The organism is Klebsiella sp. Lac1 (assembly GCF_009825425.1).
In the GTDB taxonomy this organism is placed as follows: domain Bacteria; phylum Pseudomonadota; class Gammaproteobacteria; order Enterobacterales; family Enterobacteriaceae; genus Klebsiella; species Klebsiella electrica.
Genome location: NZ_VJZJ01000001.1, coordinates 454,600 through 480,033, shown reverse-complemented (window position 1 = coordinate 480,033; position 25,434 = coordinate 454,600). Strand labels below are relative to the sequence as shown.

Below are 25,434 nucleotides of genomic sequence, written 5' to 3'. Positions count from 1 at the left end.
CAGAAACGACGGCCGGGCCGCGACGAAAAAGTTACTCGCCGGCTTTAGCCCAGGTATCACGCAGGCCAACGGTGCGGTTAAACACCAGATGCGTTGCGGTTGCATAGCGGCTATCGAGACAGAAATAACCTTCACGCTCAAACTGATAAGCCTTGCTGGCCTCCGCAGCGGCCAGGCTCGGCTCGGCGAAGCCCTGCTTGATCACCAACGATTCAGGGTTCATCACCGCCAGGAAGTCTTCTTCCGCCCCCGGATTCGGCACGCTGAACAGACGATCGTACAGCCGAATTTCCACCGGCAGCGCGTGCGCCGCGCTGACCCAATGGATAACGCCCTTCACCTTGCGGCCATCGGCAGGATCTTTGCTCAACGTATCGGCGTCATAGGTACAGAAAATGGTGGTGATGGTGCCTTCGGCATCCTTCTCTACGCGCTCGGCCTTGATCACGTAGGCGTTACGCAGGCGCACTTCTTTACCCAGCACCAGACGCTTGTACTGCTTATTCGCCTCTTCACGGAAGTCGGCGCGGTCAATCCAGATCTCAGCGCTAAACGGTACTTCGCGGCTGCCCATCTCCGGTTTATTCGGGTGATTCGGCATCGTCACCCTTTCGCTTTCGCCCTGCGGGTAGTTTTCGATGACCAGCTTAACCGGGTCGATAACGGCCATGGCGCGCGGCGCGTTTTCATTGAGATCTTCGCGGATGCAGGATTCCAGCGATGCCATCTCAATGGTGTTGTCCTGCTTGGTCACGCCAATGCGCTTGCAGAACTCGCGGATGGACTCAGCGGTATAGCCACGACGACGCAAACCGGAAATGGTCGGCATACGCGGATCATCCCAGCCTTCCACGTGCTTCTCGGTAACCAGCTGATTCAGCTTACGCTTGGACATCACGGTATATTCGAGATTCAGACGCGAGAATTCGTACTGGCGCGGGTGAACAGGGATGCTGATGTTGTCCAGCACCCAGTCATACAGACGGCGGTTATCCTGGAACTCCAGGGTACACAGGGAGTGCGTAATGCCTTCCAGCGCATCGCTAATGCAGTGCGTGAAGTCGTACATCGGATAGATGCACCACTTGCTGCCGGTCTGATGATGATCGGCAAATTTAATGCGGTACAGCACCGGATCGCGCATGACGATAAACGGCGAAGCCATATCGATTTTGGCGCGCAGGCAGGCTTTACCCTCTTCAAAACCACCGGCACGCATTTTTTCAAACAGCGCCAGGTTCTCTTCCACGCTGCGATCGCGATACGGGCTGTTTTTACCCGGCGCTTTCAGCGAACCGCGGTATTCGCGAATTTCATCCGCCGACAGTTCGTCAACATAGGCCAGGCCTTTGTTGATCAGCTCAACGGCATACTGGTGCAGCTGGTCAAAATAATCAGATGAGTAGCAAACATCCCCGGACCAGTGGAAACCTAACCACTGCACGTCGTTTTTAATCGACTCTACGTATTCGATATCTTCTTTCACCGGGTTGGTGTCATCGAAACGCAGGTTGCATTGGCCCTGGTAATCCTGAGCAATACCAAAATTCAGGCAAATAGACTTCGCATGGCCAATGTGCAGATAACCGTTCGGTTCCGGCGGGAAGCGAGTATGAACGGTGGTGTGCTTACCAGTAGCCAGATCTTCATCGATGATCTGACGAATAAAGTTAGTCGGGCGGGCTTCTGCCTCACTCATCGTGGGTTCCTCAAAGCTTAAACAACGTATAACGGCACATGATCTTACAAGCGGGGCGTTGAGACAACTATTAGTTACTGAAAATACGTATCTGAAGAAGATTATGGGGTCCGATGCGCCAAAAAAAAGCGGCGGAGGTTTCCCCCCGCCGCTCAGGCATAAACATGACTCAGGAGCCTTATTTGCCTTTAATCTCATACAGCGGCGTCTGGCCTGCCACAACCTTACCGGTTGCCTGAATCACCAGCGCACTGTAATCGTCGCTGTTGCTGCACACGACCGGACTGATCATTGAACGGGCATTGGCATTCAGGAATTCCAGATCCATTTCCAGAATCGGCTGACCGGCTTGCACTTCTGCGCCTTCTTCAACCAGACGTTTGAAGCCCTGGCCGTTCAGCGCCACGGTGTCGATACCCATATGGACGACGATTTCCGCGCCATTTTCGGTTTCCAGACAGAACGCGTGGTTGGTATTGAAGATCTTCACGACGGTACCCGCAGCCGGAGCCACGACGGTTTTGTCGGTCGGTTTCACCGCCACGCCATCGCCGACTGCTTTGCTGGCGAAGGCTTCATCAGGCACCTGCTCCAGCGCAACGATATCACCGGTAATCGGCGATACCAGCGCCGCGATGGTTTTGGCGTTAGCCACGGCCTGCGGTTTTGCCGTCGGAGCGGCGGCGGGCGCAGCGTGACCTTCTGCCGCGGCTACCGGCCCCGTCGTTTTCATCGCGTTAGCGATTTTTTCCGCCACGAAGCCGACAATAATCTGTACGCTCGTTTTGTTCAGGCGAATCACGCCAGATGCGCCCAGACGTTTCGCCAGCGCTTCGTTCACCAGCGAAGAGTCCTTAACGTTCAGACGCAAACGGGTGATGCACGCATCGATACCGGTCAGGTTGTCAGAACCGCCGACGGCGGCGATGTACTGACGTGCCAGACCCGTCACATCCTGCTCTTTGCCACTGCTGACATTCACATCCTGACCATCCGCTTCGCTACCGGCAACGGCCAGTTCGCGACCCGGGGTCATCAGGTTGAATTTGGTAATGGTGAAGCGGAAGATCACGTAGTAAATAACGAAGAAGACCAGCCCCTGCGGGATCAGCATATACCAGTGGGTTGCCAGCGGGTTACGGGACGACAGTACCATATCCACCAGACCGGCGCTGAAGCCGAAACCGGCAATCCAGTGCATGCTGGCAGCGATGAAGACCGAAATACCGGTCAGCACGGCGTGAATGACATACAGCACCGGGGCAACGAACATGAAGGAGAATTCCAGCGGTTCGGTGATCCCGGTAAAGAAGGCAGCAAAAGCACCCGCCATCATAATACCCAGCACTTTCGCCTTGTTCTCAGGACGCGCGCAGTGGTAGATAGCCAGCGCCGCCCCCGGCAGACCAAACATCATGATCGGGAAGAAGCCCGCCTGGTAACGACCGGTGATACCCACAACCGCTTTGCCTGCTTCGATAGACTGCGCGCCGCCGAGGAAGTTAGGAATATCGTTAATACCGGCAACGTCAAACCAGAACACCGAGTTGAGCGCGTGGTGCAAACCGACCGGAATGAGCAGACGGTTAAAGAACGCATACACACCCGCACCGACAGACCCCAGCTTCTGGATATGCTCACCGAAGTTCACCAGACCGTCGAAGATAACCGGCCAGATGTACATCATGATGAACGCGACAGCGATCATCACAAAGGAGGTGAGAATCGGCACCAGACGGCGACCGCTAAAGAAGGAGAGCGCTTTTGGCAGTTCAACACCGCTGAAGCGGTTATACAGCTCTGCGGAAATGATCCCCACGAGGATGCCCACGAACTGGTTGCTGATCTTACCGAATGCCGCAGGAACCTGATCCGCCGGAATCTTCTGGATCATGGAAACCGCAGCCGGAGAGCAGAGCGTGGTCAACACGAGGAAGCCCACAAAGCCGGTTAGCGCCGCAGCGCCGTCTTTATCTTTGGACATACCATAAGCCACACCAATGGCGAATAGTACGGACATATTGTCGATGATCGCGGAACCGGATTTAATGAAGAACGCTGCCAGCGCGTTGCTTCCACCCCAGCCTACCGGGTCAATCCAGTAACCGACACCCATTAATATCGCTGCCGCCGGCAGCGTGGCGACCGGCACCATAAGCGCGCGGCCAACCTTTTGCAGATAACCTAGAATGCTCACTTTATTCCCCCTATGAGACCCCGATAAGGCTCATTCAAAGCCACTTTTTTATTGTGTAACCAGGTTGGTTTTTTAACTTACTTGCAAAGTGTGTGGAAAATTAATTCGTATCGCAAATTAAATGCGTACTTTTTGTGACTATAATCACCAAATATCGTATTAACCCCTCCCTTCGGCTGGCTAACATCGAAAACTTATTTTATCATTCAAAAAATCAACACGGATTGACCCCGCTGGTCGTAGTCACTGTAATACTCTTAATAGTATGCCGGCGCCAATCCGCCAGGTTCTAATTTAACTATAGAGGTGAAGAATGAGACTGATCCCCCTGGTAACCGCTGAACAAGTCGGCAAATGGGCCGCTCGCCACATCGTTAACCGCATTAACGCGTTCAAACCGACAGCGGACCGTCCGTTTGTCCTGGGTCTGCCTACCGGTGGTACGCCTCTGACCGCTTACAAAGCGTTGGTTGAAATGCACAAATCAGGCCAGGTTAGCTTTAAACATGTTGTGACCTTCAACATGGACGAATACGTTGGTCTGCCGAAAGAGCATCCGGAAAGCTATCATAGCTTCATGCATCGTAACTTCTTTGATCACGTTGATATTCCGGCAGAAAACATTAACCTGCTGAACGGCAATGCGCCAGATATTGATGCAGAATGTCGTCGTTACGAAGAAAAAATCCGCTCCTACGGTAAAATCAACCTGTTTATGGGCGGCGTCGGCAATGACGGGCATATCGCGTTCAACGAACCCGCCTCTTCACTGGCCTCCCGCACCCGTATTAAAACCCTGACTCATGAAACCCGCGTGGCAAACTCCCGCTTCTTCGACGGCGACGTGGATCTGGTGCCGAAATATGCGCTGACCGTAGGTGTGGGCACCCTGCTGGATGCGGAAGAAGTGATGATTCTGGTACTGGGTCACCAGAAAGCGCTGGCACTGCAGGCGGCGGTTGAAGGTAATGTCAACCATATGTGGACCATTACCTGTCTGCAGCTGCACCCGAAAGCGGTTATCGTCTGCGACGAGCCGTCCACCATGGAACTGAAAGTGAAGACATTGAAATACTTCAATGAATTAGAAGCCGAAAACGTCAAAGGGCTGTAAGGTAGTCTCGTCCTGCGGCCTCTCCGCGGGACATTTCATTTTTTTGCTACACCAGCTCTGCCAGGCGGTATCAGTTCAACCCTGTAGAAGCCAGCCTGCCGCAGAGCGTGTGTGAACCGGGGGTCGTAATGTATGCATTAACCCAAGGCCGGATTTATACCGGTCATGAAATTCTGGATGACCATGCGATTATCATCGCTGATGGCCTTATCGAACGTATCTGTTCACTGGCTGATTTGCCGTCTGAGATTGAGCAACGCTCGGTCAATGGCGCCGTTCTTGCCCCCGGTTTTATCGACGTGCAGCTGAACGGCTGTGGCGGCGTGCAGTTTAACGACAGCCCCGACGCCGTCACCGTCGAAACGCTGGAAATTATGCAGAAGGCCAACGAACGTTCTGGCTGTACCAGCTATCTGCCGACGCTGATTACCTCCAGCGATGATTTGATGAAACAGGGCGTGCGCGTCATGCGCGAGTACCTGCAAAAACATCCGAACCAGGCGCTGGGTCTGCACCTTGAAGGCCCGTGGCTGAACATGGTGAAAAAGGGCACGCACAACCCGGACTACGTTCGCCTGCCGGACGCGGCGCTGGTCGATTTTCTGTGTGAAAATGCCGATGTGATAACCAAAGTGACGCTCGCCCCTGAGCGCGTCAGTAGCGAGGTGATTCGTAAACTGGTGGCTGCCGGGATCGTGGTTTCCGCAGGCCACTCCAACGCCACGCTGAAAGAAGCGAAAATCGGTTTTCGCGCGGGCATCACCTTCGCCACCCATCTGTACAACGCCATGCCGTATATTACCGGGCGTGAGCCGGGCCTGGCTGGTGCGATTTTCGACGAGCCGGATGTTTACTGCGGTATTATCGTCGACGGTATGCACGTTGATTATGCTAACGTGCGCAATGCAAAACGCCTGAAAGGCGACAAGCTGTGCCTCGTCACTGACGCCACCGCTCCGGCGGGCGCGCATATTGACCAGTTCATTTTTGCCGGTAAAACAATATACTACCGGAACGGGCTGTGCGTGGATGAAAATGGTACCCTCAGCGGTTCTTCGCTGACCATGATTGAAGGTGTGCGCAATCTCGTCGAACATTGCGGTATCGCGCTGGACGAAGTGTTGCGTATGGCAACCCTCTACCCCGCGCGCGCCATTGGCGTAGAGAAACAGCTCGGCAGCATCGCACCGGGAATGGTCGCTAACCTGACCGCCTTCACCCGCGATTATAAAATCATCAAGACCATCGTTAATGGTAACGAGGTCGTCACTGAGTAAGTAAAGAATGACAGCAGGCGGACATGCTCAAATTGGTAACGTTGATCTCGTAAAACAGCTGAACAGCGCGGCCGTGTATCGGCTCATTGACCAGCACGGCCCCATTTCACGCATTCAGATTGCGGAACAAAGCCAGCTTGCCCCTGCCAGCGTGACGAAAATCACGCGTCAACTGATTGAACGCGGGCTGATCAAAGAAGTCGATCAGCAGGCCTCTACCGGAGGCCGCCGCGCCATCTCGATTATTGCGGAAACCCGCAACTTCCATGCTATCGGCGTGCGCCTTGGCCGCTACGACGCGACCCTGACCCTGTATGATTTAAGCAGCAAGACGCTGGAAGAAGAACATTTCCCGCTGCCGGAACGTACGCAGGAGACGCTGGAGCATGCGCTGCTGAACATCATTGCGACCTTTACTGAAAGCTGCCAGCGCAAGATCCGCGAACTTATCGCTATCTCGGTGATCTTACCCGGGCTCGTCGACCCGGAAAGCGGCGTGATTCGCTATATGCCGCATATTCAGGTCGAGAACTGGGGGCTGGTTGAAGCACTGGAAAAACGCTTTAAAGTCACCTGTTTTGTGGGTCACGATATTCGCAGCCTTGCGCTGGCGGAGCACTACTTTGGTGCGAGCCAAGATTGCGAAGACTCTATTCTGGTGCGCGTCCATCGCGGCACCGGCGCGGGAATCATCTCCAATGGCCGTATTTTTATCGGCCGTAACGGCAACGTCGGCGAGATAGGCCATATTCAGGTCGACCCGCTGGGCGAACGCTGTCACTGCGGCAATTTTGGCTGCCTTGAGACCGTCGCGGCCAACGCGGCCATCGAACAACGCGTGCGCCACCTTCTTGAACAGGGCTACCAAAGTAAACTGACCGCGGACGAATGCACGATCAAAGCCATCTGCAAAGCCGCCAATAAAGGCGACGCCCTGGCCTGCGAAGTCATCGAATATGTGGGGCGTCACCTCGGTAAAACCATTGCTATCGCCATTAACCTGTTTAATCCGCAAAAAGTGGTGATCGCCGGCGAAATAGTCGAAGCAGAAAAGGTCCTGCTACCCGCTATCGCTGGCTGCATTAACGCTCAGGCACTGAAGGCGTTTCGCAAGAATCTGCCGGTCGTTCGTTCCACGTTGGATCACCGCTCCGCAATCGGCGCTTTTGCGCTGGTGAAACGCGCCATGCTCAACGGTATACTGCTCCAGCGTTTGCTGGAAAGCTAACGCGGCTATATAGTTTCGCCTTTCTTCAACGATGTCGGACTGTCCATGACCATTCAAAACGTAATCTGTGATATTGACGGCGTGCTGATGCACGACAATGTGGCCGTGCCGGGCGCTGCTGAATTTATCAAACGCATTCTTGAGAAAGATATGCCGTTGGTGATGTTGACCAACTACCCTTCCCAGACCGGGCAGGACCTGGCAAACCGCTTTGCGACCGCCGGGATCGACGTGCCGGATAGCGCCTTTTATACCTCCGCGATGGCCACCGCTGATTTCCTGCGCCGCCAGGAAGGCAAGAAAGCCTACGTGGTCGGTGAAGGCGCGCTGATTCACGAGCTTTATAAAGCCGGCTTTACCATTACCGACGTCAATCCGGATTTTGTTATCGTCGGTGAAACCCGCTCCTTTAACTGGGAGATGATGCATAAAGCGGCCTTCTTTGTCGCCAACGGCGCGCGCTTTATTGCCACCAACCCGGATACTCACGGTCGCGGCTTCTATCCGGCCTGCGGCGCTCTCTGCGCCGGAATTGAGAAAATCTCCGGCCGCAAGCCGTTCTACGTGGGAAAACCCAGCCCGTGGATTATCCGCTCTGCGCTGAATAAGATGCAGGCGCACTCCGAGCAGACGGTTATCGTCGGCGACAACCTGCGTACCGATATCCTCGCGGGTTTCCAGGCCGGTCTGGAAACCATTTTGGTTCTCTCCGGCGTATCGACGCTCGACGATATCGACAGCCTGCCGTTCCGGCCGTCGTGGATCTATCCGTCGGTTGCCGAAATTGATATTTTCTGAATAAAACCACGTCCTGGGACGTGGTTTTGCATTTATCGCGCCTGAAAAAAGAATCTCATCTAATAAAAACAGCCAATCACTGCACATCCATCAATAAAGCTGCTTAAAACATGCTCTTTTTTTAATATTCAGTAATCGTCATTGCGTTTTTTCTTTTACTGACCGTAAATCTCTTGCGCCCTCCTCTCCTTTACGGCATTTTCTTAGACATGCACTGAGACCTCGCGATAAGACGACGTCTGCACAACATCACAACACGACAGGGTAATGGAGAAGGTTATGTGTTCTATTTTTGGCGTACTGGATATTAAAACTGACGCAGCTGAGCTGCGTAAAAAGGCACTGGAACTTTCCCGCCTGATGCGCCACCGCGGCCCGGACTGGTCCGGCGTCTACGCCAGCGATAAAGCTATTTTGGTCCATGAGCGTCTGTCTATCGTCGACGTGAACGCCGGGGCCCAGCCGTTGTACAACGCGCCAAAAACCCACGCGCTGGCGGTAAACGGCGAAATTTATAACCACCAGGCGCTGCGCGCGGAATACGGCGACCGCTATACCTTCCAGACCGGCTCCGACTGCGAAGTCATTCTCGCCCTGTATCAGGAAAAAGGCGCGGCATTCCTCGACGATCTGCAGGGGATGTTCGCCTTCGCGCTGTACGACAGCGAACAGGACGCGTATCTGATTGGCCGCGACCATATCGGTATCATCCCACTGTATATGGGCCACGACGAGCACGGCAACTTCTACGTCGCCTCAGAAATGAAAGCGCTGGTTCCGGTCTGCCGGACAATCAAAGAGTTCCCGGCGGGTAGCTACCTGTGGAGCAAAGACGGTGAAATCCGCCAGTACTATCAGCGCGACTGGTTTGACTATGATGCGGTAAAAGACAACGTCACGGATAAAAACGAACTGCGTCAGGCGCTGGAAGAGTCCGTCAAAAGCCACCTGATGTCTGATGTGCCTTACGGCGTGCTGCTGTCCGGTGGCCTCGACTCGTCGGTTATCTCCGCTATCACCAAAAAATTCGCCGCTCGCCGGGTTGAAGATCAGGAACGTAGCGAAGCCTGGTGGCCGCAGCTGCACTCTTTCGCCGTCGGCCTGCAAGGCTCGCCGGACCTGAAAGCCGCGCAGGAAGTCGCCAACCATCTGGGTACCGTCCACCACGAGATCCACTTCACCGTGCAGGAAGGTCTGGATGCCATCCGTGACGTTATCTATCACATCGAAACCTACGATGTGACCACCATCCGTGCGTCGACGCCGATGTATTTAATGTCGCGTAAAATCAAAGCGATGGGCATCAAAATGGTGCTGTCAGGCGAAGGTTCTGATGAGGTGTTCGGCGGCTATCTCTATTTCCATAAAGCGCCAAACGCCAAAGAGCTGCATGAAGAGACCGTACGTAAGCTGCAGGCGCTGCATATGTTTGACTGCGCCCGGGCAAACAAAGCCATGTCAGCCTGGGGGGTGGAAGCGCGCGTTCCGTTCCTCGACAAACAGTTCCTTGACGTCGCGATGCGTATTAACCCGCAGGACAAAATGTGTGGTAACGGCAAAATGGAAAAACATATCCTGCGTGAATGTTTTGAATCCTATCTGCCGGCCAGCGTCGCATGGCGCCAGAAAGAGCAGTTCTCTGACGGCGTAGGCTACAGCTGGATCGATACGTTAAAAGAGGTTGCGGCGAAACAGGTCTCCGATCAGCAGCTGGAAACCGCCAGCTTCCGTTTCCCGTACAACACGCCGTCGTCTAAAGAAGCGTACCTGTATCGTGAAATCTTCGAGGAGCTGTTCCCGGTACCTAGCGCGGCCGAATGCGTACCTGGCGGCCCGTCAGTAGCCTGTTCATCGGCTAAGGCGATTGAGTGGGACGAAGCGTTCAAAACCATGAACGATCCGTCAGGACGCGCCGTTGGCGTTCACCAGTCAGCTTATAAATAAACAATTTGCATCACCAACGGACCCCGAGGGGTCCGTTTTTTTATGGCTTTTTTTACCGCTGAAAAACGATAAATAACCAATAATTGCCGATTATTCCATCACGCTGTTCGCAACCTAACCAAACAGTCACATTCCGGCGATTTTCATTGAAAAAGGGGTTGACGCTCGCAGGCCCAATACGCATAATGCGCCCCGCAACGCCGATAAGGTAACGCGAAAAAAAGATGGCTACGTAGCTCAGCTGGTTAGAGCACATCACTCATAATGATGGGGTCACAGGTTCGAATCCCGTCGTAGCCACCATCTTTTTTTGCGGGAGTGGCGAAATTGGTAGACGCACCAGATTTAGGTTCTGGCGCCGCAAGGTGTGCGAGTTCAAGTCTCGCCTCCCGCACCATTCACCCAAAGCGTTGCACGGATGGGGTATATCCAGGCGGTAAGTTAGCCGTTAAGGCTAGCGGCAATAAGTTTGGCGATAACCTCCTTCGAAAGTAAAAGATTTTTTTGTTGGGGTATCGCCAAGCGGTAAGGCACCGGTTTTTGATACCGGCATTCCCTGGTTCGAATCCAGGTACCCCAGCCATATTTCTTCGAGATTTGCGGTTCACCGCGACGGTTATTGGGGTATCGCCAAGCGGTAAGGCACCGGTTTTTGATACCGGCATTCCCTGGTTCGAATCCAGGTACCCCAGCCATCGAAGAATATGATAAGATTGGCTACGTAGCTCAGCTGGTTAGAGCACATCACTCATAATGATGGGGTCACAGGTTCGAATCCCGTCGTAGCCACCATACAACGGAGTTATTGATTTAGTTCGATAAATCCTAAAAAAATTGTTGGGGTATCGCCAAGCGGTAAGGCTCTGGTTTCTGATACCAGCATTCCGAGGTTCGAATCCTCGTACCCCAGCCAATTTAAAAAAGTCGTTCACTCTGTGGACGCACCCGTTGGGGTATCGCCAAGCGGTAAGGCTCTGGTTTCTGATACCAGCATTCCGAGGTTCGAATCCTCGTACCCCAGCCACTTAATAGCAAAAAAGCTCGCTTCGGCGAGCTTTTTTGCTTTCTGTATCCGGTTCAATCCGCATCGCGGTATTCACACCATACGCCGGCGATGGCGTATCACGCGCCGCAGCCATATCCCGGCTAAGCGGCGCGCCAGCCGGGAACCGGGCTTACAATCCCAACGCGTACTTCAGCGCCTGACGCTTTAAAACGCCCGCATGCGCCGCGGCCATTAAGCCGATATTGCGCAGCACGCGCACCGGCGCCAGATCGTTGGTAAAGCCGGCATAAAACAGATCCATACCCGACTGCATAATAAAATTATCCGCCCTGCGTCGCGCCTGGTAGCGTTTCAACACCGGCAGACCTGCCCATGCTTCACCCTGGCCTTTCGCCTCACTCAGAATATCCAGCAGGGCATCAACATCGCGATAGCCCAGATTCACCCCCTGCCCCGCCAGCGGATGAATGGTATGTGCGGCATCCCCCACCAGCGCCAGCCCCGGCTGTACATACTGCAGCGCATGGCGACGGGTCAGCGGAAACGCCCCGGCACTTAGCGGCGTGACGCGCCCCAGCCGGGAGGGGAAGTGGCGCGCAATCTCCTGCTGTAGCTGCGGCATACTCATCCCCTGCAGCTGGCGAATACGCGCGGGCGTGTCATACCACACCAGCGATGCCCAATTGTCGAACAGCGGCAGAAACGCGCGCGGCCCCGACGGCGTAAACTGCTGCCAGGTGCTGTTGCCAGGCTCCTCTGCGCACTGCACGCTAATCAGCATGCAGGATTGCTGATACTGCCACGCGTGAACGCCAATTCCGGCCAGCTGGCGCACCTGTGAGTTGGCGCCATCCGCGCCGATAACCAACCTGCCCGCGCATTCGCCGCCGTCGCTCAGACGCAATGTCGTGCAGGTCTCCTCCCGCTGCATCTCCTGTAACGAGGCGCCAACCCGGAGCGTAATGCGCTCATGCGCCGTCAGCGCCTGCCACAGCGCGAGCTGCAGAACATTGTTTTCCACCATGTAACCCAGCTCAGGCAGCTTCAGCTCGGCGGCATCAAAGGTCACATGCGCGTCCTCCCATTCCCAGGTCTCCAGCCGACGATAGGGATGCGCCCGCATAGCGCGCACCGCATCCCAGACGCCGAGGCTGTTCAGTAACCCGACGGAAGCGGCGCTAATCGCCGAAATACGCACATCCGGCGGCGCTGAGGGCACAAATGCCGGCGGGGCCGATGTTTCGATAACCGTTACCGTAAAACCGTGCTGCGCCAGCCCCAGCGCCAGGGCTCCGCCAACCATTCCGCCACCCACGATGGCGACATCTGTTGCATGAATTGTCATGGCAATTATCCTTAAACCTGAATCCGATAAGTTTACCGGATTTTTTCCCACCTCGTGGTGATAACGCTCGCACTGGTCAGGGCGCGACCAAAGCATTACAATACGCGCCCTGCAATCCTGGCTTTATACCCGCTGTCCTTCACATTGCAGAGTCATTCCCGGTGAAGAAAATAGCTTTGGGTATATATACTTAAGCATGAGCAAGTCGATGACAAAAAAACTCCATATTAAAACCTGGGGCTGTCAGATGAACGAATATGATTCATCAAAGATGGCCGATCTGCTGGATGCCACGCACGGGTATCAACTGACCGAAGTGGCGGAAGAAGCGGATGTGCTGCTGCTCAATACCTGCTCAATCCGTGAGAAGGCTCAGGAAAAAGTCTTCCATCAGTTAGGCCGCTGGAAGCTACTGAAAGAGAAGAACCCCGACCTGATTATTGGCGTCGGTGGTTGTGTCGCCTCTCAGGAAGGTCACCATATCCGCCAACGCGCCCACTACGTCGATATTATTTTCGGGCCGCAGACGCTCCATCGCCTGCCGGAGATGATCAACTCCGTTCGCGGCAACCGCAGTCCGGTTGTGGACGTCAGTTTCCCTGAAATCGAAAAATTCGACCGTCTGCCGGAACCGCGCGCCGAGGGCCCGACGGCATTCGTCTCCATTATGGAAGGCTGCAATAAATACTGTACCTACTGCGTGGTGCCTTACACCCGCGGCGAAGAGGTCAGCCGTCCTTCCGACGATATCCTGTTCGAGATTGCCCAGTTGGCCGCTCAGGGCGTCCGCGAGGTCAACCTGCTCGGACAGAACGTCAACGCCTGGCGCGGCGAGAACTACGATGGAACGACCGGCAGTTTTGCCGATCTGCTGCGTCTGGTGGCGGCAATCGACGGTATCGACCGCATTCGCTTTACCACCAGCCACCCTATCGAGTTTACCGATGACATCATTGATGTCTATCGCGATACCCCGGAGCTGGTGAGCTTCCTGCATTTACCGGTGCAGAGTGGTTCCGACCGGGTGCTGAACCTGATGGGGCGTACTCATACGGCGCTGGAGTACAAAGCGATTATCCGCAAGCTGTACGAGGCGCGCCCGAATATTCAGATTAGCTCCGACTTTATCGTTGGCTTCCCTGGCGAAACCAATGACGATTTCGAGAAGACCATGAAGCTGATTGCCGATGTCAATCACGACATGAGCTACAGCTTTATCTTCTCTGCCCGTCCGGGAACACCGGCGGCGGATATGGTCGACGACGTCCCGGAACAGGACAAGAAGCAGCGTCTGTATATTCTGCAGGAGCGCATCACCCAGCAGGCTATGGCCTGGAGCCGCCGCATGCTTGGCACCACCCAGCGTATTCTGGTTGAAGGCACCTCCCGCAAAAGTATCATGGAGCTCTCAGGGCGCACCGAGAATAACCGGGTAGTCAACTTCGAAGGCACCCCGGATATGGTCGGTAAGTTTGTCGATGTCGAAATCGTTGACGTCTACACCAACTCGCTGCGCGGTAAAATTGTGCGTACCGAAGAGGAAATGGGGCTGCGTATCGCGGAATCGCCGGAATCCGTTATCGCCCGCACCCGCAAAGAAAACGACCTCGGCGTCGGAACCTATCAGCCGTGATCCGTTCAGGCCTGCCGACCCCGACAGGCCTTGTATTTCCTCTCTCCGGCCCAATATTCATCGCAATGCTTGCGCCATATTCCCATGACGTGAATAATTTCCTTACTGGCCGGAAACGTTCGCTATCCGGCAAAACGCGTAAAGAGGAACAGTTTGAACATAGAAACCCGTGAAATTACCCTGGAGCCAGCGGATAACGCACGCCTGCTGGGGCTGTGCGGCCCGTTTGACGACAACATCAAACAGCTGGAACGTCGATTAGGCATCGAAATTAATCGCCGTGACAACCACTTTAAACTGACCGGGCGCATGATCTGCGTGAACGCGGCGGCCGATATCCTGCGCAGCCTGTACGTCGATACTGCACCGATGCGCGGACAGATTCAGGATATTGAGCCGGAACAGATTCATCTGGCCATTAAAGAGGCGCGGGTGCTGGAACAAAGCGCCGAGAGCGTGCCGGAGTACGGCAAGGCCGTCAATATCAAAACCCGGCGTGGCGTGATTAAGCCGCGGACGCCAAACCAGGCGCAGTACATCGCCAACATCCTCGATCATGATATTACCTTCGGCGTCGGCCCTGCCGGGACCGGGAAAACCTACCTTGCGGTTGCCGCTGCGGTCGATGCGCTCGAACGCCAGGACGTACGCCGTATTCTGCTCACCCGCCCTGCCGTCGAAGCCGGAGAAAAGCTCGGCTTCCTGCCCGGTGACCTGAGCCAGAAAGTCGATCCGTACCTGCGCCCGCTGTACGATGCGCTGTTCGAGATGCTCGGTTTTGAGAAGGTCGAGAAACTGATTGAACGCAACGTTATCGAAGTCGCGCCGCTGGCCTATATGCGCGGGCGCACGCTGAACGATGCATTTATCATTCTCGATGAAAGCCAGAACACCACCATCGAACAGATGAAGATGTTCCTGACCCGTATCGGTTTTAATTCAAAAGCGGTGATCACCGGCGACGTCACTCAGATAGACCTGCCGCGCAGCACCAAATCCGGCCTGCGCCACGCCATTGAGGTGCTGGCGGAAGTCGATGAAATCAGCTTCAATTTCTTCCATAGCGAAGATGTGGTGCGCCACCCGGTAGTTGCTCGCATCGTCAATGCGTATGAAGCATGGGAAGAAGCGGATCAGAAACGTAAAGCAGAACTGGCCGCCGAGCGCAAACGCGAAGCCCAGGAACAGGAGCAGAAATGAGTCAGGTTATTCTCGATTTACAGCTGGCTTGCGAAGATAACGCCGGATTGCCGGATGAAGCTCAGTTTCAACGCTGGGTAGATGCCGTCATTCCCCAGTTCCAGGAGGAGTCAGAAGTGACCGTGCGCCTGGTAGACGAAGCCGAAAGCCATGAGTTGAATCTGACCTATCGCGGCAAGGATAAGCCGACCAACGTGCTGTCGTTCCCGTTTGAAGCTCCGCCGGGTATCGAACTGCCGCTACTTGGCGATCTGATCATCTGCCGTCAGGTCGTTGAACAGGAAGCCAAAGAGCAAGACAAGCCGCTGGAGGCGCACTGGGCGCATATGGTGATTCACGGCAGTCTGCACCTGCTGGGCTATGACCATATCATTGATGAAGAAGCGGAAGAGATGGAAAGCCTCGAAACAGAGATAATGCTTGCTCTGGGCTATGAGGATCCGTACATTGCCGAGAAGGAATAGCCTGCCGCCGGTTTTACCGGCGAGCGGCCCCCGTGCCGTCCGGCGCTGAACACACGCGCGACGAGCGACAAATTAACTGACATGAGAACCCACACGACGCCATGAGCGACGACAATTCACACAGTAGTGACACAGTAAACAGCAAAAAGGGATTCTTCTCCCTGTTACTCAGCCAGCTTTTTCACGGGGAACCGAAAAACCGTGACGAACTGCTGGAGCTGATCCGTGATTCCGGGCAAAACGACCTTATCGATGAAGATACGCGCGATATGCTCGAAGGGGTCATGGACATCGCCGACCAGCGCGTCCGCGATATCATGATCCCCCGCTCGCAAATGATTACCCTGAAACGCAACCAGACCCTGGACGAATGCCTCGATGTGATCATCGAGTCCGCCCACTCGCGTTTCCCGGTCATCAGCGAAGATAAAGATCACATTGAAGGGATTCTGATGGCCAAGGACCTGCTGCCGTTTATGCGCAGCGACTCCGAAGCGTTCAGCATGGAAAAAGTGTTACGCCCGGCGGTTGTCGTGCCTGAAAGTAAGCGGGTCGACCGCATGCTGAAAGAGTTCCGCTCCCAGCGTTACCATATGGCTATCGTTATCGATGAGTTCGGCGGCGTCTCCGGTCTGGTGACCATTGAAGACATCCTTGAGCTTATCGTCGGCGAAATCGAAGACGAATACGATGAAGAAGAAGATATCGATTTTCGTCAGTTGAGCCGCCACACCTGGACGGTGCGCGCCCTGGCCTCCATTGAAGATTTCAACGAAGCCTACGGCACTCACTTCAGCGATGAAGAAGTCGATACCATTGGCGGGCTGGTGATGCAGGCCTTTGGCCATCTGCCGGCGCGCGGTGAGTCTATTGACATCGATGGTTACCAATTCAAAGTCGCCATGGCCGATAGCCGACGTATCATCCAGGTACATGTCAAACTTCCTGACGACGCGCCACAGCCGAAGCTGGAAGATTAATTACACGGGACGATTAACCTAAATGGTATTTGCCTCTCTCATCGAACGCCAGCGCGTACGTCTGCTGCTGGCGCTATTATTCGGAGCCAGCGGAACGCTGGCTTTTTCTCCTTATGACATCTGGCCTGCGGCGATGGTTTCGTTAATCGGCCTGCAGGGGCTTACCCTCAACCGACGTCCGCTGCAAAGCACCTGGATAGGCTTTTTCTGGGGGCTGGGGCTGTTCGGTTCCGGCATCCACTGGGTCTATGTCAGCATCGCCCAGTTCGGCGGCATGCCCGGCCCGGTCAACGTATTCCTCGTGGTCCTGCTGGCGGCATATATGTCGCTGTACACCGGACTGTTTGCCGGCATCCTGTCGCGCCTGTGGCCCAAAACTAACTGGATACGCGTCGCGATCGCCGCGCCGGTTGTCTGGCAAATCACCGAATTCCTGCGCGGCTGGGTACTGACCGGCTTCCCGTGGCTGCAGTTTGGCTACAGCCAGATTGACGGTCCGCTGAAAGGGTTAGCGCCGGTGATGGGCGTTGAAGCCATTAACTTCCTGTTGATGGTGGTCAGCGGCCTGCTGGTGCTTGCGCTCATTCAGCGCCGCTGGAAACCGCTGATTGCGGCCATCGTCCTGTTCGCCCTGCCCTTTCCGCTGCGCTACATCCAGTGGTATCAGCTGCTGCCTGAGCGGGCAACCCAGGTATCTTTAGTGCAGGGCAATATTCCCCAGGCGCTGAAATGGGATGAAAACCAGCTGGTGAATACGCTGAAAATCTATCTGGATTTGACGCAGCCGCATATGGGGTCATCCCAGCTAATCGTCTGGCCGGAATCGGCGATCCCGGATCTGGAAATCAACCAGCAGAATTTCCTGGTTATGATGGACGACCTGCTGCGCGCGAAAGGCAGTTCGTTGATTACCGGTATTGTCGACGCCCGGCTTAATCCGCAGAATCGTTACGATACCTATAACACCATCATTACGCTGGGCAAAGATAACCCCTACAGCTACGATTCCACCGATCGCTACAACAAGAATCACCTGGTGCCGTTCGGTGAATTCGTGCCGCTGGAGTCCATTCTTCGCCCGCTGGCGCCGTTCTTCGATTTACCGATGTCCTCTTTCAGCCGCGGCCCGTATGTGCAGCCGCAGCTGGTGGCGCATAACATGAAGCTGACGGCGGCTATCTGCTACGAGATTATTCTCGGTGAGCAGGTGCGGGATAACTTCCGCCCGGATACCGACTATCTGCTGACCATCTCCAACGATGCCTGGTTTGGCAAGTCCATCGGTCCGTGGCAGCACTTCCAGATGGCGCGGATGCGCGCCCTCGAGCTGGCGCGTCCGCTGCTGCGCAGCACCAATAACGGTATTACCGCCGTCATTGGCCCGCGTGGGGAAATTCAGGATATGATCCCACAGTTCACCCGCGCCGTGCTGACCACCAAAGTCACCCCGACTTCCGGCCTGACTCCGTACGCCCGTACCGGTAACTGGCCGCTGTGGGCGCTGACCGCGCTGTTGGGTTTCGGCGCGCTGATCATGAGCCTGCGCCAGCGTCGCCGCTAGTCGTTATTGCCTGCGGATCGTCTTGTCGATCCGCGTAGCCCCGGTCGTTAGCCGTCGCCGGGGCCGCCCTTCTCTCCTTTCCTGTCTCTCCACTCGTCAATCTGGCACGACCATTGCTTAATATACTCAGGTCGCGGCGACATTGATTGTTGGTTTAACCCTGTTGCACCAGCATCGCTCACCTCAGGCACTCAGCTGGTGCAATGGAAGATTTTTGCCTTTAAATGGTGCGGAGCACTTCGCAAAAATAAACAATAAAGCAGCAAAATCTTTACATTAAGCCAAACTAAATGCTAACAAACACATACAAATGCTGCACATCGGGATCGCAGCCATAATAACGCACACACACACATTCACAATGGGTATCAAAAGCGTCAGTGACGCTGCGGATAAGGAGTTGGATATGCAATTACGTAAACTGGCCACAGCGATGCTGGTCATGGGTATGACCGCCGGCCTGGCGCATGCGGAAGATGCCGCCCCGGCAGCGGGCAGCACGCTGGACAAAATCGCTAAAAACGGCGTTATCGTCGTCGGCCACCGTGAATCCTCCGTACCGTTTTCCTACTACGACAATCAACAAAAAGTGGTCGGCTACTCTCAGGACTACTCCAACGCTATCGTTGACGCCATCAAGAAGCAGCTGAATAAGCCTGACCTGCAGGTAAAACTGGTGCCGGTAACCTCGCAAAACCGTATTCCGCTGCTGCAAAACGGGACCTATGACTTCGAGTGCGGCTCCACGACCAATAACCTTGAACGTCAGAAACAAGCCGCCTTCTCCAATACCATTTTCGTCGTGGGTACCCGCCTGCTGGTGAAAAAAGGCGGTGCGATTAAAGATTTCCCGGATCTGAAAGACAAAGCAGTTGTCGTCACCTCCGGCACCACCTCCGAAGTTCTGCTGCATAAGCTCAATGATGAGAAGAAAATGAACATGCGCATTATCAGCGCTAAAGACCACGGCGACTCCTTCCGTACTCTGGAAAGCGGTCGTGCGGTGGCCTTTATGATGGACGATGCGCTGCTGGCCGGCGAACGCGCGAAAGCGAAGAAACCGGATAACTGGGAGATAGTCGGCACGCCCCAGTCGAAAGAAGCCTACGGCTGTATGCTGCGCAAAGACGATCCGCAGTTTAAAAAGCTGATTGATGACACCGTTGCCAGCGCCCAGACCTCCGGCGAAGCGGAAAAATGGTTTGATAAATGGTTCAAAAACCCGATTCCGCCGAAAAATCTGAATATGAACTTCGAACTCTCCGACGACATGAAGACGCTGTTCAAGACCCCTAACGATAAAGCTCTGAACTAATTAAAAAAACAAGGGGCAGGAGATCCTGCCCTCCCGATTGTTGTGACAGCACGGACAGACTATACGGCGGCTGGTCGTTCCCCAGCCGCCGCGAATACCGAAACAAGCTGAACAACGATCTTCGAGGGTAGCGATGCTACCCTTTTTTTTCCAGGAGTCATTTATGTCAATAGACTGGAACTGGGGGATCTTCCTGCAACAGGCCCCGTTCGGCAATACCACCTATCTGGGTTGGCTCTGGAGCGGCTTTCAGGTCACCATCGCCCTGTCGATTAGCGCCTGGATTATCGCTTTTTTCGTCGGCTCGCTGTTCGGCATTTTACGCACTGCCCCTAACCGTTGGTTATCGAGTATCGGCACCTGCTATGTCGAACTGTTCCGTAATGTCCCGCTGATCGTTCAGTTCTTCACCTGGTACCTGGTGGTGCCGGAGCTCCTGCCGGAAAACATCGGCATGTGGTTTAAATCCGAGCTTGATCCGAATATTCAGTTCTTTCTCTCTTCGATGATGTGTCTGGGGCTGTTTACCGCCGCGCGCGTATGCGAACAGGTGCGCGCCGCCATTCAGTCGCTGCCGCGCGGCCAGAAAAACGCCGGGCTGGCCATGGGTCTGACGCTGCCGCAGACCTATCGTTACGTCCTGCTGCCCAACGCCTATCGGGTGATTGTGCCGCCGATGACCTCGGAGATGATGAACCTGGTGAAAAACTCAGCCATCGCCTCAACCATCGGGCTGGCGGATATGGCGGCACAGGCAGGCAAGCTGCTGGATTACTCGGCCCACGCCTGGGAATCCTTTACCGCGATTACCCTCGCCTATGTGTTTATTAATGCGGTGATTATGCTGGTGATGTATGTGGTTGAACGCAAGGTCCGCCTGCCGGGCAATATGGGGGGCAAATAATCATGTACGATTTTGACTGGAGTTCTATCGTTCCATCGATGCCCTACCTGCTGGCCGGGCTGGTTATCACGCTGAAAATCACCGTAACCGCCATCATTTTCGGCATCGTCTGGGGCACCCTACTGGCAGTCATGCGCCTGTCAAGCTTCCTGCCGCTGGCATGGTTTGCGAAGACCTACGTCAACGTGTTCCGCTCGATCCCGCTGGTGATGGTCCTGCTGTGGTTTTATCTGATTGTTCCTGGTTTCCTGCAGAACGTTCTTGGCCTGTCGCCGAAGAGCGATATCCGCCTGATCTCCGCGATGGTGGCCTTCTCGATGTTTGAAGCGGCGTACTATTCGGAAATTATCCGCGCGGGTATCCAGAGTATCTCTCGCGGCCAGTCGAGCGCCGCGCTGGCGCTGGGGATGACCCAGTGGCAATCCATGAAGCTGATTATTCTGCCGCAGGCGTTTCGCGCCATGGTGCCGCTGCTGCTCACTCAGGGGATCGTGCTGTTCCAGGATACTTCTCTGGTTTACGTTCTGAGCCTGGCCGATTTCTTCCGTACCGCCTCCACCATCGGTGAGCGCGACGGAACCCAGGTCGAGATGATCCTGTTCGCAGGCGCCGTTTATTTTGTCATTAGTCTCAGCGCATCGCTGTTGGTCAGCTGGTTGAAGAAAAGGACTGTGTAATGATTACCCTGAAAAACGTTTCAAAATGGTATGGTCACTTTCAGGTGCTGACCGATTGCTCCACGGAAGTGAAAAAAGGTGAAGTGGTGGTGGTGTGCGGGCCTTCCGGCTCGGGCAAATCGACGCTGATTAAAACCGTCAACGGCCTTGAACCAATCCAACAGGGCGAGATTACCGTTGATGGTACCAAAGTGAACGATAAAAAAACCAACCTCGCCAGACTGCGCTCCCGCGTCGGGATGGTGTTCCAGCACTTTGAACTGTTTCCGCATCTGTCGATTATCGATAACCTGACGCTGGCGCAGGTGAAAGTGCTTAATCGTGACAAAGCCGCTTCCCGGGCAAAAGGCCTGAAGCTGCTGGAACGCGTGGGGCTCTCCGCCCATGCCGATAAATACCCAGCCCAGCTCTCCGGCGGCCAGCAGCAGCGCGTAGCTATCGCCCGCGCGCTCTGTATGGATCCGATTGCGATGCTGTTTGACGAACCGACTTCCGCGCTGGATCCGGAAATGATCAACGAAGTGCTGGATGTCATGGTCGAGCTGGCCAACGAAGGCATGACGATGATGGTGGTGACGCACGAAATGGGCTTTGCCCGTAAGGTCGCCAACCGGGTGATCTTTATGGATGAAGGGAAAATTGTCGAAGATTCTGACAAAGAAGCGTTTTTCGCCAATCCGCAATCCGACCGCGCGAAAGACTTCCTCGCCAAAATCCTGCATTAATTTGTTGCTTTGCAGGCGCGCATCAGCAGGTGCGCGCCTGGTTTTCAGCGACTTCTGCGCGGCGTATCAAGGCTCAAAGGGACGACGCTGGAACTGGTCATGGCCGCATTTCGGGCAACGCGGCAGAATATCCGGGGTATAGACCGCCAGGTGATAATGGCAGTGTTCGCACACCAGATTTCCCAGCCCCACCACTTCGCCACTGTGGTAAACCCCGTGGTGGTTGAGGTCCTGGAACACTTCGCGCCACTCCAGCTGGGTTTTGTCGGTAATATCCGCCAGCTCCTGCCACAGGCTCTCTTTGATCACCCGCATAAACACGCTGTCCGTCAGTTCATCCTGGCTCTCTTCATAGCTGAGGGCAAACTCCTCCAGATCGCGCCTGACCGCTTTGGTCAGCGTCTCAACTTCGCGATGCGTTAACTCACCAGACTGGCTAATTTTCACCCGCGCCTGTTCCACCAGCGCGTCAATATCGCGTTCTCCACTGCGCAGCCGTTCACTGAGCGTCGACACCAGTTCACGGTAGAATTGAGCAACCTTGTTCATCATTTCGCCTCCGGTGTGGTTAACTTCTTCTAATAATAGACGTTATTTGCCGTCTGCTTTGCCAGTTAGCCCACAGAGTCGCGAAATAGTCTCCGCCGCTTTTGCCGATGTTAATGTGCGAAAGGCTGTTTTGACGTGGGCGTTTGGGCTATGCTATGCCGATCTGATAACACATCCATTGGCTACATTTTGTAGCTGTATTGAAAACAGGACCACTGGCTGCCATGCAAGAGCAATACCGCCCGGAAGAGATAGAATCGAAAGTCCAGCTTCACTGGGACGATCATCGTACATTTGAAGTAACTGAAGACGAGAGCAAAGAGAAGTATTACTGCCTGTCGATGCTTCCTTATCCTTCTGGTCGACTACACATGGGTCACGTGCGTAACTACACCATCGGCGACGTCATTGCCCGCTACCAGCGTATGCTCGGCAAAAACGTTCTGCAGCCGATCGGCTGGGATGCGTTTGGTCTGCCGGCGGAAGGCGCCGCGGTAAAAAACAACACCGCGCCGGCCCCGTGGACCTACGACAATATTGCCTACATGAAAAACCAGCTGAAAAAGCTGGGCTTTGGCTATGACTGGAGCCGTGAAGTGGCGACCTGCACCCCGGAATACTACCGCTGGGAGCAAAAATTCTTCACCGAGCTGTATAAAAAAGGCCTGGTGTACAAAAAAACGTCTGCGGTGAACTGGTGTCCGAACGACCAGACCGTTCTCGCCAACGAACAGGTGATCGACGGCTGCTGCTGGCGCTGCGATACCAAAGTTGAGCGTAAAGAGATCCCGCAGTGGTTTATCAAAATCACCGCCTACGCCGACGAACTGCTCAACGATCTGGATAAGCTGGATCACTGGCCTGATACCGTTAAGACCATGCAGCGCAACTGGATCGGCCGTTCCGAAGGGGTAGAAATCTCCTTCAACGTTAACGAGTACGCCGACAAGCTGACCGTCTACACCACCCGTCCGGACACCTTCATGGGCTGCACCTACCTGGCCGTTGCCGCGGGTCACCCGCTGGCGCAGCAGGCGGCAGCGAACAACCCGGAACTGGCGGCGTTTATCGACGAGTGCCGCAACACTAAAGTCGCCGAAGCAGAAATGGCGACGATGGAGAAAAAAGGCGTCGATACCGGCTTCAAAGCGATTCACCCGCTGACCGGCGAAGAAATTCCGGTCTGGGCGGCCAACTTCGTGCTGATGGAATATGGCACCGGCGCCGTGATGGCCGTTCCGGGTCACGATCAGCGCGACTACGAATTTGCCAGCAAATATGGTCTGAACATTAAGCCGGTTATTCTGGCGGCGGACGGCTCAGAACCGGATCTGTCCGAACAGGCGCTGACTGAAAAAGGCGCACTGTTCAACTCCGGCGAGTTTGACGGCCTGAGCCACGAAGCGGGCTTCAACGCTATCGCCGACAAACTGGCGGCGATGGGCGTTGGCGAACGCAAAATTAACTACCGCCTTCGCGACTGGGGCGTTTCCCGTCAGCGTTACTGGGGCGCGCCGATTCCAATGGTCACCCTCGAAGACGGTACCGTGATGCCAACGCCGGAAGATCAGCTGCCGGTGATCCTGCCGGAAGATGTGGTCATGGACGGTATCACCAGCCCGATCAAGGCCGATCCGCAGTGGGCAAAAACCACCGTTAACGGTCAGCCTGCGCTGCGTGAAACCGACACCTTCGATACCTTTATGGAGTCTTCCTGGTACTACGCGCGCTACACCTGCCCGCAGTACAATGACGGAATGCTGGATCCAAACGCCGCCAACTACTGGCTGCCGGTCGATATTTACATCGGCGGGATCGAACATGCGATTATGCACCTGCTGTACTTCCGCTTCTTCCATAAGCTGATGCGCGACGCGGGTATGGTTAACTCCGACGAGCCGGCAAAACAGCTGCTGTGTCAGGGGATGGTACTGGCTGACGCCTTCTATTACGTTGGCGAAAACGGCGAGCGTAACTGGGTTTCTCCGAAAGACGCAATTGTTGAACGTGACGAGAAAGGCCGCATTGTGAAGGCCAAAGACGCCGCAGGTCATGAGCTGGTCTACACCGGCATGAGCAAGATGTCCAAGTCGAAGAACAACGGCATCGACCCGCAGGAAATGGTAGAACGCTACGGCGCGGATACCGTTCGTCTGTTCATGATGTTCGCCTCTCCGGCGGATATGACGCTGGAATGGCAGGAGTCCGGCGTAGAAGGGGCGAACCGCTTCCTGAAACGTGTCTGGAAACTGGTTTACGAGCACACCATTCAGGGCCCGGTTGCCGCGCTGGACGCTGCCAGCCTGAGCGAAGATCAGCAGGCGCTGCGTCGCGATGTCCATAAAACGATCGCCAAAGTGACCGATGATATCGGCCGTCGTCAGACCTTCAACACCGCGATCGCCGCGATCATGGAGCTGATGAACAAACTGGCGAAAGCGCCGCAGGAAAACGAACAGGATCGCGCGCTGATGCGTGAGGCTCTGCTGGCGGTTGTGCGCATGCTCAATCCGTTCACCCCGCACGCCAGCTTCACGCTGTGGCAGGAGCTGGGCGGTGAAGGCGATATCGACAACGCGCAGTGGCCGGTCGCCGATGAAAGCGCCATGGTTGAAAATACCACCCTGGTTGTTGTTCAGGTCAATGGTAAAGTCCGTGGTAAAATTACCGTTCCTGTCGATGCAAGCGAAGAACAGGTTCGTGAACGTGCGGGCCAGGAACATCTGGTCGCGAAGTATCTCGACGGTGTAACCGTACGTAAAGTGATTTACGTCCCGGGCAAACTGCTCAACCTGGTCGTTGGCTAAGCACAGGAGGA

At 55.1% G+C, this 25,434-nt stretch carries 19 protein-coding genes and 7 tRNA genes; 22 read left to right on the top strand and 4 right to left on the bottom strand.

Annotation, left to right across the window (positions count from 1 at the left end; all coding sequences use genetic code 11):
- Positions 1-31: 31 nt before the first annotated feature.
- On the bottom strand, positions 32-1,699 hold the full coding sequence (gene glnS / locus FNY10_RS02240) for a glutamine--tRNA ligase (RefSeq protein WP_100685680.1): 1,668 nt from the start codon (positions 1,697-1,699) through the stop codon (positions 32-34).
- A 178-nt stretch (positions 1,700-1,877) separates the two neighbouring features.
- Positions 1,878-3,896: an N-acetylglucosamine-specific PTS transporter subunit IIBC gene (gene nagE / locus FNY10_RS02235; protein ID WP_141965096.1), complete on the bottom strand. Its 2,019-nt coding sequence runs from the start codon at positions 3,894-3,896 to the stop codon at positions 1,878-1,880.
- Between the two features lie 313 nt (positions 3,897-4,209).
- On the opposite strand from nagE, the gene nagB reads away from it, so the two are divergent.
- The 12 genes from nagB (at position 4,210) to FNY10_RS02175 (ending at position 11,281) form a co-directional block, all read left to right on the top strand.
- Positions 4,210-5,010: a glucosamine-6-phosphate deaminase gene (nagB, locus tag FNY10_RS02230; RefSeq protein ID WP_004859594.1), complete on the top strand. Its 801-nt coding sequence runs from the start codon at positions 4,210-4,212 to the stop codon at positions 5,008-5,010.
- A 128-nt stretch (positions 5,011-5,138) separates the two neighbouring features.
- A complete protein-coding gene (gene nagA, locus FNY10_RS02225; RefSeq protein WP_100685682.1) occupies positions 5,139-6,287 on the top strand; it encodes an N-acetylglucosamine-6-phosphate deacetylase in 1,149 nt (382 codons plus the stop codon).
- 7 nt (positions 6,288-6,294) lie between these two features.
- Positions 6,295-7,515 (top strand): DNA-binding transcriptional regulator NagC, encoded by a 1,221-nt coding sequence (gene nagC / locus FNY10_RS02220; RefSeq protein ID WP_100685683.1) that lies wholly within the window; start codon positions 6,295-6,297, stop codon positions 7,513-7,515.
- 45 nt (positions 7,516-7,560) lie between these two features.
- Entirely contained in the window at positions 7,561-8,313 is a 753-nt protein-coding gene (locus FNY10_RS02215) for an HAD-IIA family hydrolase (protein ID WP_015584887.1), read from the top strand.
- 279 nt (positions 8,314-8,592) lie between these two features.
- Positions 8,593-10,257 (top strand): asparagine synthase B, encoded by a 1,665-nt coding sequence (gene asnB / locus FNY10_RS02210; protein ID WP_131047656.1) that lies wholly within the window; start codon positions 8,593-8,595, stop codon positions 10,255-10,257.
- A gap of 226 nt (positions 10,258-10,483) precedes the next feature.
- Positions 10,484-10,560: transfer RNA gene (locus tag FNY10_RS02205), tRNA-Met, on the top strand.
- A gap of 9 nt (positions 10,561-10,569) precedes the next feature.
- Positions 10,570-10,654: transfer RNA gene (locus FNY10_RS02200), tRNA-Leu, on the top strand.
- 111 nt (positions 10,655-10,765) lie between these two features.
- Positions 10,766-10,840, top strand: a tRNA-Gln gene (locus FNY10_RS02195).
- Positions 10,841-10,877: 37 nt separating this feature from the next.
- A tRNA-Gln gene (locus FNY10_RS02190) sits at positions 10,878-10,952 on the top strand.
- Positions 10,953-10,972: 20 nt separating this feature from the next.
- A tRNA-Met gene (locus FNY10_RS02185) sits at positions 10,973-11,049 on the top strand.
- A 46-nt stretch (positions 11,050-11,095) separates the two neighbouring features.
- Positions 11,096-11,170 (top strand) — tRNA-Gln (locus FNY10_RS02180).
- A gap of 36 nt (positions 11,171-11,206) precedes the next feature.
- Positions 11,207-11,281 (top strand) — tRNA-Gln (locus FNY10_RS02175).
- Positions 11,282-11,432: 151 nt separating this feature from the next.
- Here FNY10_RS02175 and ubiF read toward each other — a convergent pair.
- Positions 11,433-12,608, bottom strand: coding sequence for a 3-demethoxyubiquinol 3-hydroxylase (gene ubiF / locus FNY10_RS02170; RefSeq protein ID WP_131047655.1), 1,176 nt, complete (start codon positions 12,606-12,608; stop codon positions 11,433-11,435).
- 208 nt (positions 12,609-12,816) lie between these two features.
- Between ubiF and miaB the strand changes: the two genes are divergently transcribed.
- The 9 genes from miaB (at position 12,817) to FNY10_RS02125 (ending at position 22,067) form a co-directional block, all read left to right on the top strand.
- Positions 12,817-14,241, top strand: a complete 1,425-nt coding sequence (gene miaB, locus FNY10_RS02165; RefSeq protein WP_100685902.1) for a tRNA (N6-isopentenyl adenosine(37)-C2)-methylthiotransferase MiaB — start codon at positions 12,817-12,819, stop codon at positions 14,239-14,241.
- Between the two features lie 153 nt (positions 14,242-14,394).
- A complete protein-coding gene (locus FNY10_RS02160; protein ID WP_004859576.1) occupies positions 14,395-15,441 on the top strand; it encodes a PhoH family protein in 1,047 nt (348 codons plus the stop codon).
- A complete protein-coding gene (ybeY, locus tag FNY10_RS02155; RefSeq protein ID WP_100685903.1) occupies positions 15,438-15,905 on the top strand; it encodes an rRNA maturation RNase YbeY in 468 nt (155 codons plus the stop codon). Before FNY10_RS02160 ends, ybeY begins: the two co-directional genes overlap by 4 nt.
- Positions 15,906-16,006: 101 nt before the next feature.
- On the top strand, positions 16,007-16,885 hold the full coding sequence (gene corC, locus FNY10_RS02150; RefSeq protein ID WP_004859572.1) for a CNNM family magnesium/cobalt transport protein CorC: 879 nt from the start codon (positions 16,007-16,009) through the stop codon (positions 16,883-16,885).
- Positions 16,886-16,907: 22 nt separating this feature from the next.
- Positions 16,908-18,446, top strand: coding sequence for an apolipoprotein N-acyltransferase (lnt, locus tag FNY10_RS02145; protein ID WP_100685904.1), 1,539 nt, complete (start codon positions 16,908-16,910; stop codon positions 18,444-18,446).
- 406 nt (positions 18,447-18,852) lie between these two features.
- On the top strand, positions 18,853-19,761 hold the full coding sequence (locus FNY10_RS02140; protein ID WP_100685905.1) for an amino acid ABC transporter substrate-binding protein: 909 nt from the start codon (positions 18,853-18,855) through the stop codon (positions 19,759-19,761).
- A 163-nt stretch (positions 19,762-19,924) separates the two neighbouring features.
- Positions 19,925-20,665: an amino acid ABC transporter permease gene (locus FNY10_RS02135; RefSeq protein ID WP_004859566.1), complete on the top strand. Its 741-nt coding sequence runs from the start codon at positions 19,925-19,927 to the stop codon at positions 20,663-20,665.
- A gap of 2 nt (positions 20,666-20,667) precedes the next feature.
- Positions 20,668-21,342 (top strand): glutamate/aspartate ABC transporter permease GltK, encoded by a 675-nt coding sequence (gltK, locus tag FNY10_RS02130; protein ID WP_004859564.1) that lies wholly within the window; start codon positions 20,668-20,670, stop codon positions 21,340-21,342.
- Positions 21,342-22,067: an amino acid ABC transporter ATP-binding protein gene (locus FNY10_RS02125; protein ID WP_100685906.1), complete on the top strand. Its 726-nt coding sequence runs from the start codon at positions 21,342-21,344 to the stop codon at positions 22,065-22,067. Before gltK ends, FNY10_RS02125 begins: the two co-directional genes overlap by 1 nt.
- A gap of 66 nt (positions 22,068-22,133) precedes the next feature.
- Here the strand turns inward: FNY10_RS02125 and FNY10_RS02120 are convergent, their stop codons facing one another.
- On the bottom strand, positions 22,134-22,616 hold the full coding sequence (locus tag FNY10_RS02120) for a zinc ribbon-containing protein (protein ID WP_100685945.1): 483 nt from the start codon (positions 22,614-22,616) through the stop codon (positions 22,134-22,136).
- Between the two features lie 224 nt (positions 22,617-22,840).
- Here FNY10_RS02120 and leuS point away from each other — a divergent pair, with 224 nt between their 5' ends.
- Positions 22,841-25,423 carry a leucine--tRNA ligase gene (leuS, locus tag FNY10_RS02115; RefSeq protein WP_160702015.1) on the top strand — a complete coding sequence of 861 codons (2,583 nt, stop codon included), beginning with the start codon at positions 22,841-22,843 and terminating at the stop codon, positions 25,421-25,423.
- Positions 25,424-25,434 lie beyond the last annotated feature (11 nt).

Excerpts from the sequence above, each read along its gene's own strand:
- nagB (WP_004859594.1), top strand. The coding sequence starts at position 4,210 with ATGAGACTGATCCCCCTGGTAACCGCTGAACAAGTCGGCAAATGGGCC.
- nagC (WP_100685683.1), top strand. The coding sequence starts at position 6,295 with ATGACAGCAGGCGGACATGCTCAAATTGGTAACGTTGATCTCGTAAAA.
- FNY10_RS02140 (WP_100685905.1), top strand. The coding sequence starts at position 18,853 with ATGCAATTACGTAAACTGGCCACAGCGATGCTGGTCATGGGTATGACC.
- nagA (WP_100685682.1), top strand. The coding sequence starts at position 5,139 with ATGTATGCATTAACCCAAGGCCGGATTTATACCGGTCATGAAATTCTG.
- ybeY (WP_100685903.1), top strand. The coding sequence starts at position 15,438 with ATGAGTCAGGTTATTCTCGATTTACAGCTGGCTTGCGAAGATAACGCC.
- asnB (WP_131047656.1), top strand. The coding sequence starts at position 8,593 with ATGTGTTCTATTTTTGGCGTACTGGATATTAAAACTGACGCAGCTGAG.
- ubiF (WP_131047655.1), bottom strand. The coding sequence starts at position 12,608 with ATGACAATTCATGCAACAGATGTCGCCATCGTGGGTGGCGGAATGGTT.
- glnS (WP_100685680.1), bottom strand. The coding sequence starts at position 1,699 with ATGAGTGAGGCAGAAGCCCGCCCGACTAACTTTATTCGTCAGATCATC.
- FNY10_RS02215 (WP_015584887.1), top strand. The coding sequence starts at position 7,561 with ATGACCATTCAAAACGTAATCTGTGATATTGACGGCGTGCTGATGCAC.
- FNY10_RS02125 (WP_100685906.1), top strand. The coding sequence starts at position 21,342 with ATGATTACCCTGAAAAACGTTTCAAAATGGTATGGTCACTTTCAGGTG.
- FNY10_RS02120 (WP_100685945.1), bottom strand. The coding sequence starts at position 22,616 with ATGAACAAGGTTGCTCAATTCTACCGTGAACTGGTGTCGACGCTCAGT.
- lnt (WP_100685904.1), top strand. The coding sequence starts at position 16,908 with ATGGTATTTGCCTCTCTCATCGAACGCCAGCGCGTACGTCTGCTGCTG.
- gltK (WP_004859564.1), top strand. The coding sequence starts at position 20,668 with ATGTACGATTTTGACTGGAGTTCTATCGTTCCATCGATGCCCTACCTG.
- FNY10_RS02135 (WP_004859566.1), top strand. The coding sequence starts at position 19,925 with ATGTCAATAGACTGGAACTGGGGGATCTTCCTGCAACAGGCCCCGTTC.
- miaB (WP_100685902.1), top strand. The coding sequence starts at position 12,817 with ATGACAAAAAAACTCCATATTAAAACCTGGGGCTGTCAGATGAACGAA.
- corC (WP_004859572.1), top strand. The coding sequence starts at position 16,007 with ATGAGCGACGACAATTCACACAGTAGTGACACAGTAAACAGCAAAAAG.
- leuS (WP_160702015.1), top strand. The coding sequence starts at position 22,841 with ATGCAAGAGCAATACCGCCCGGAAGAGATAGAATCGAAAGTCCAGCTT.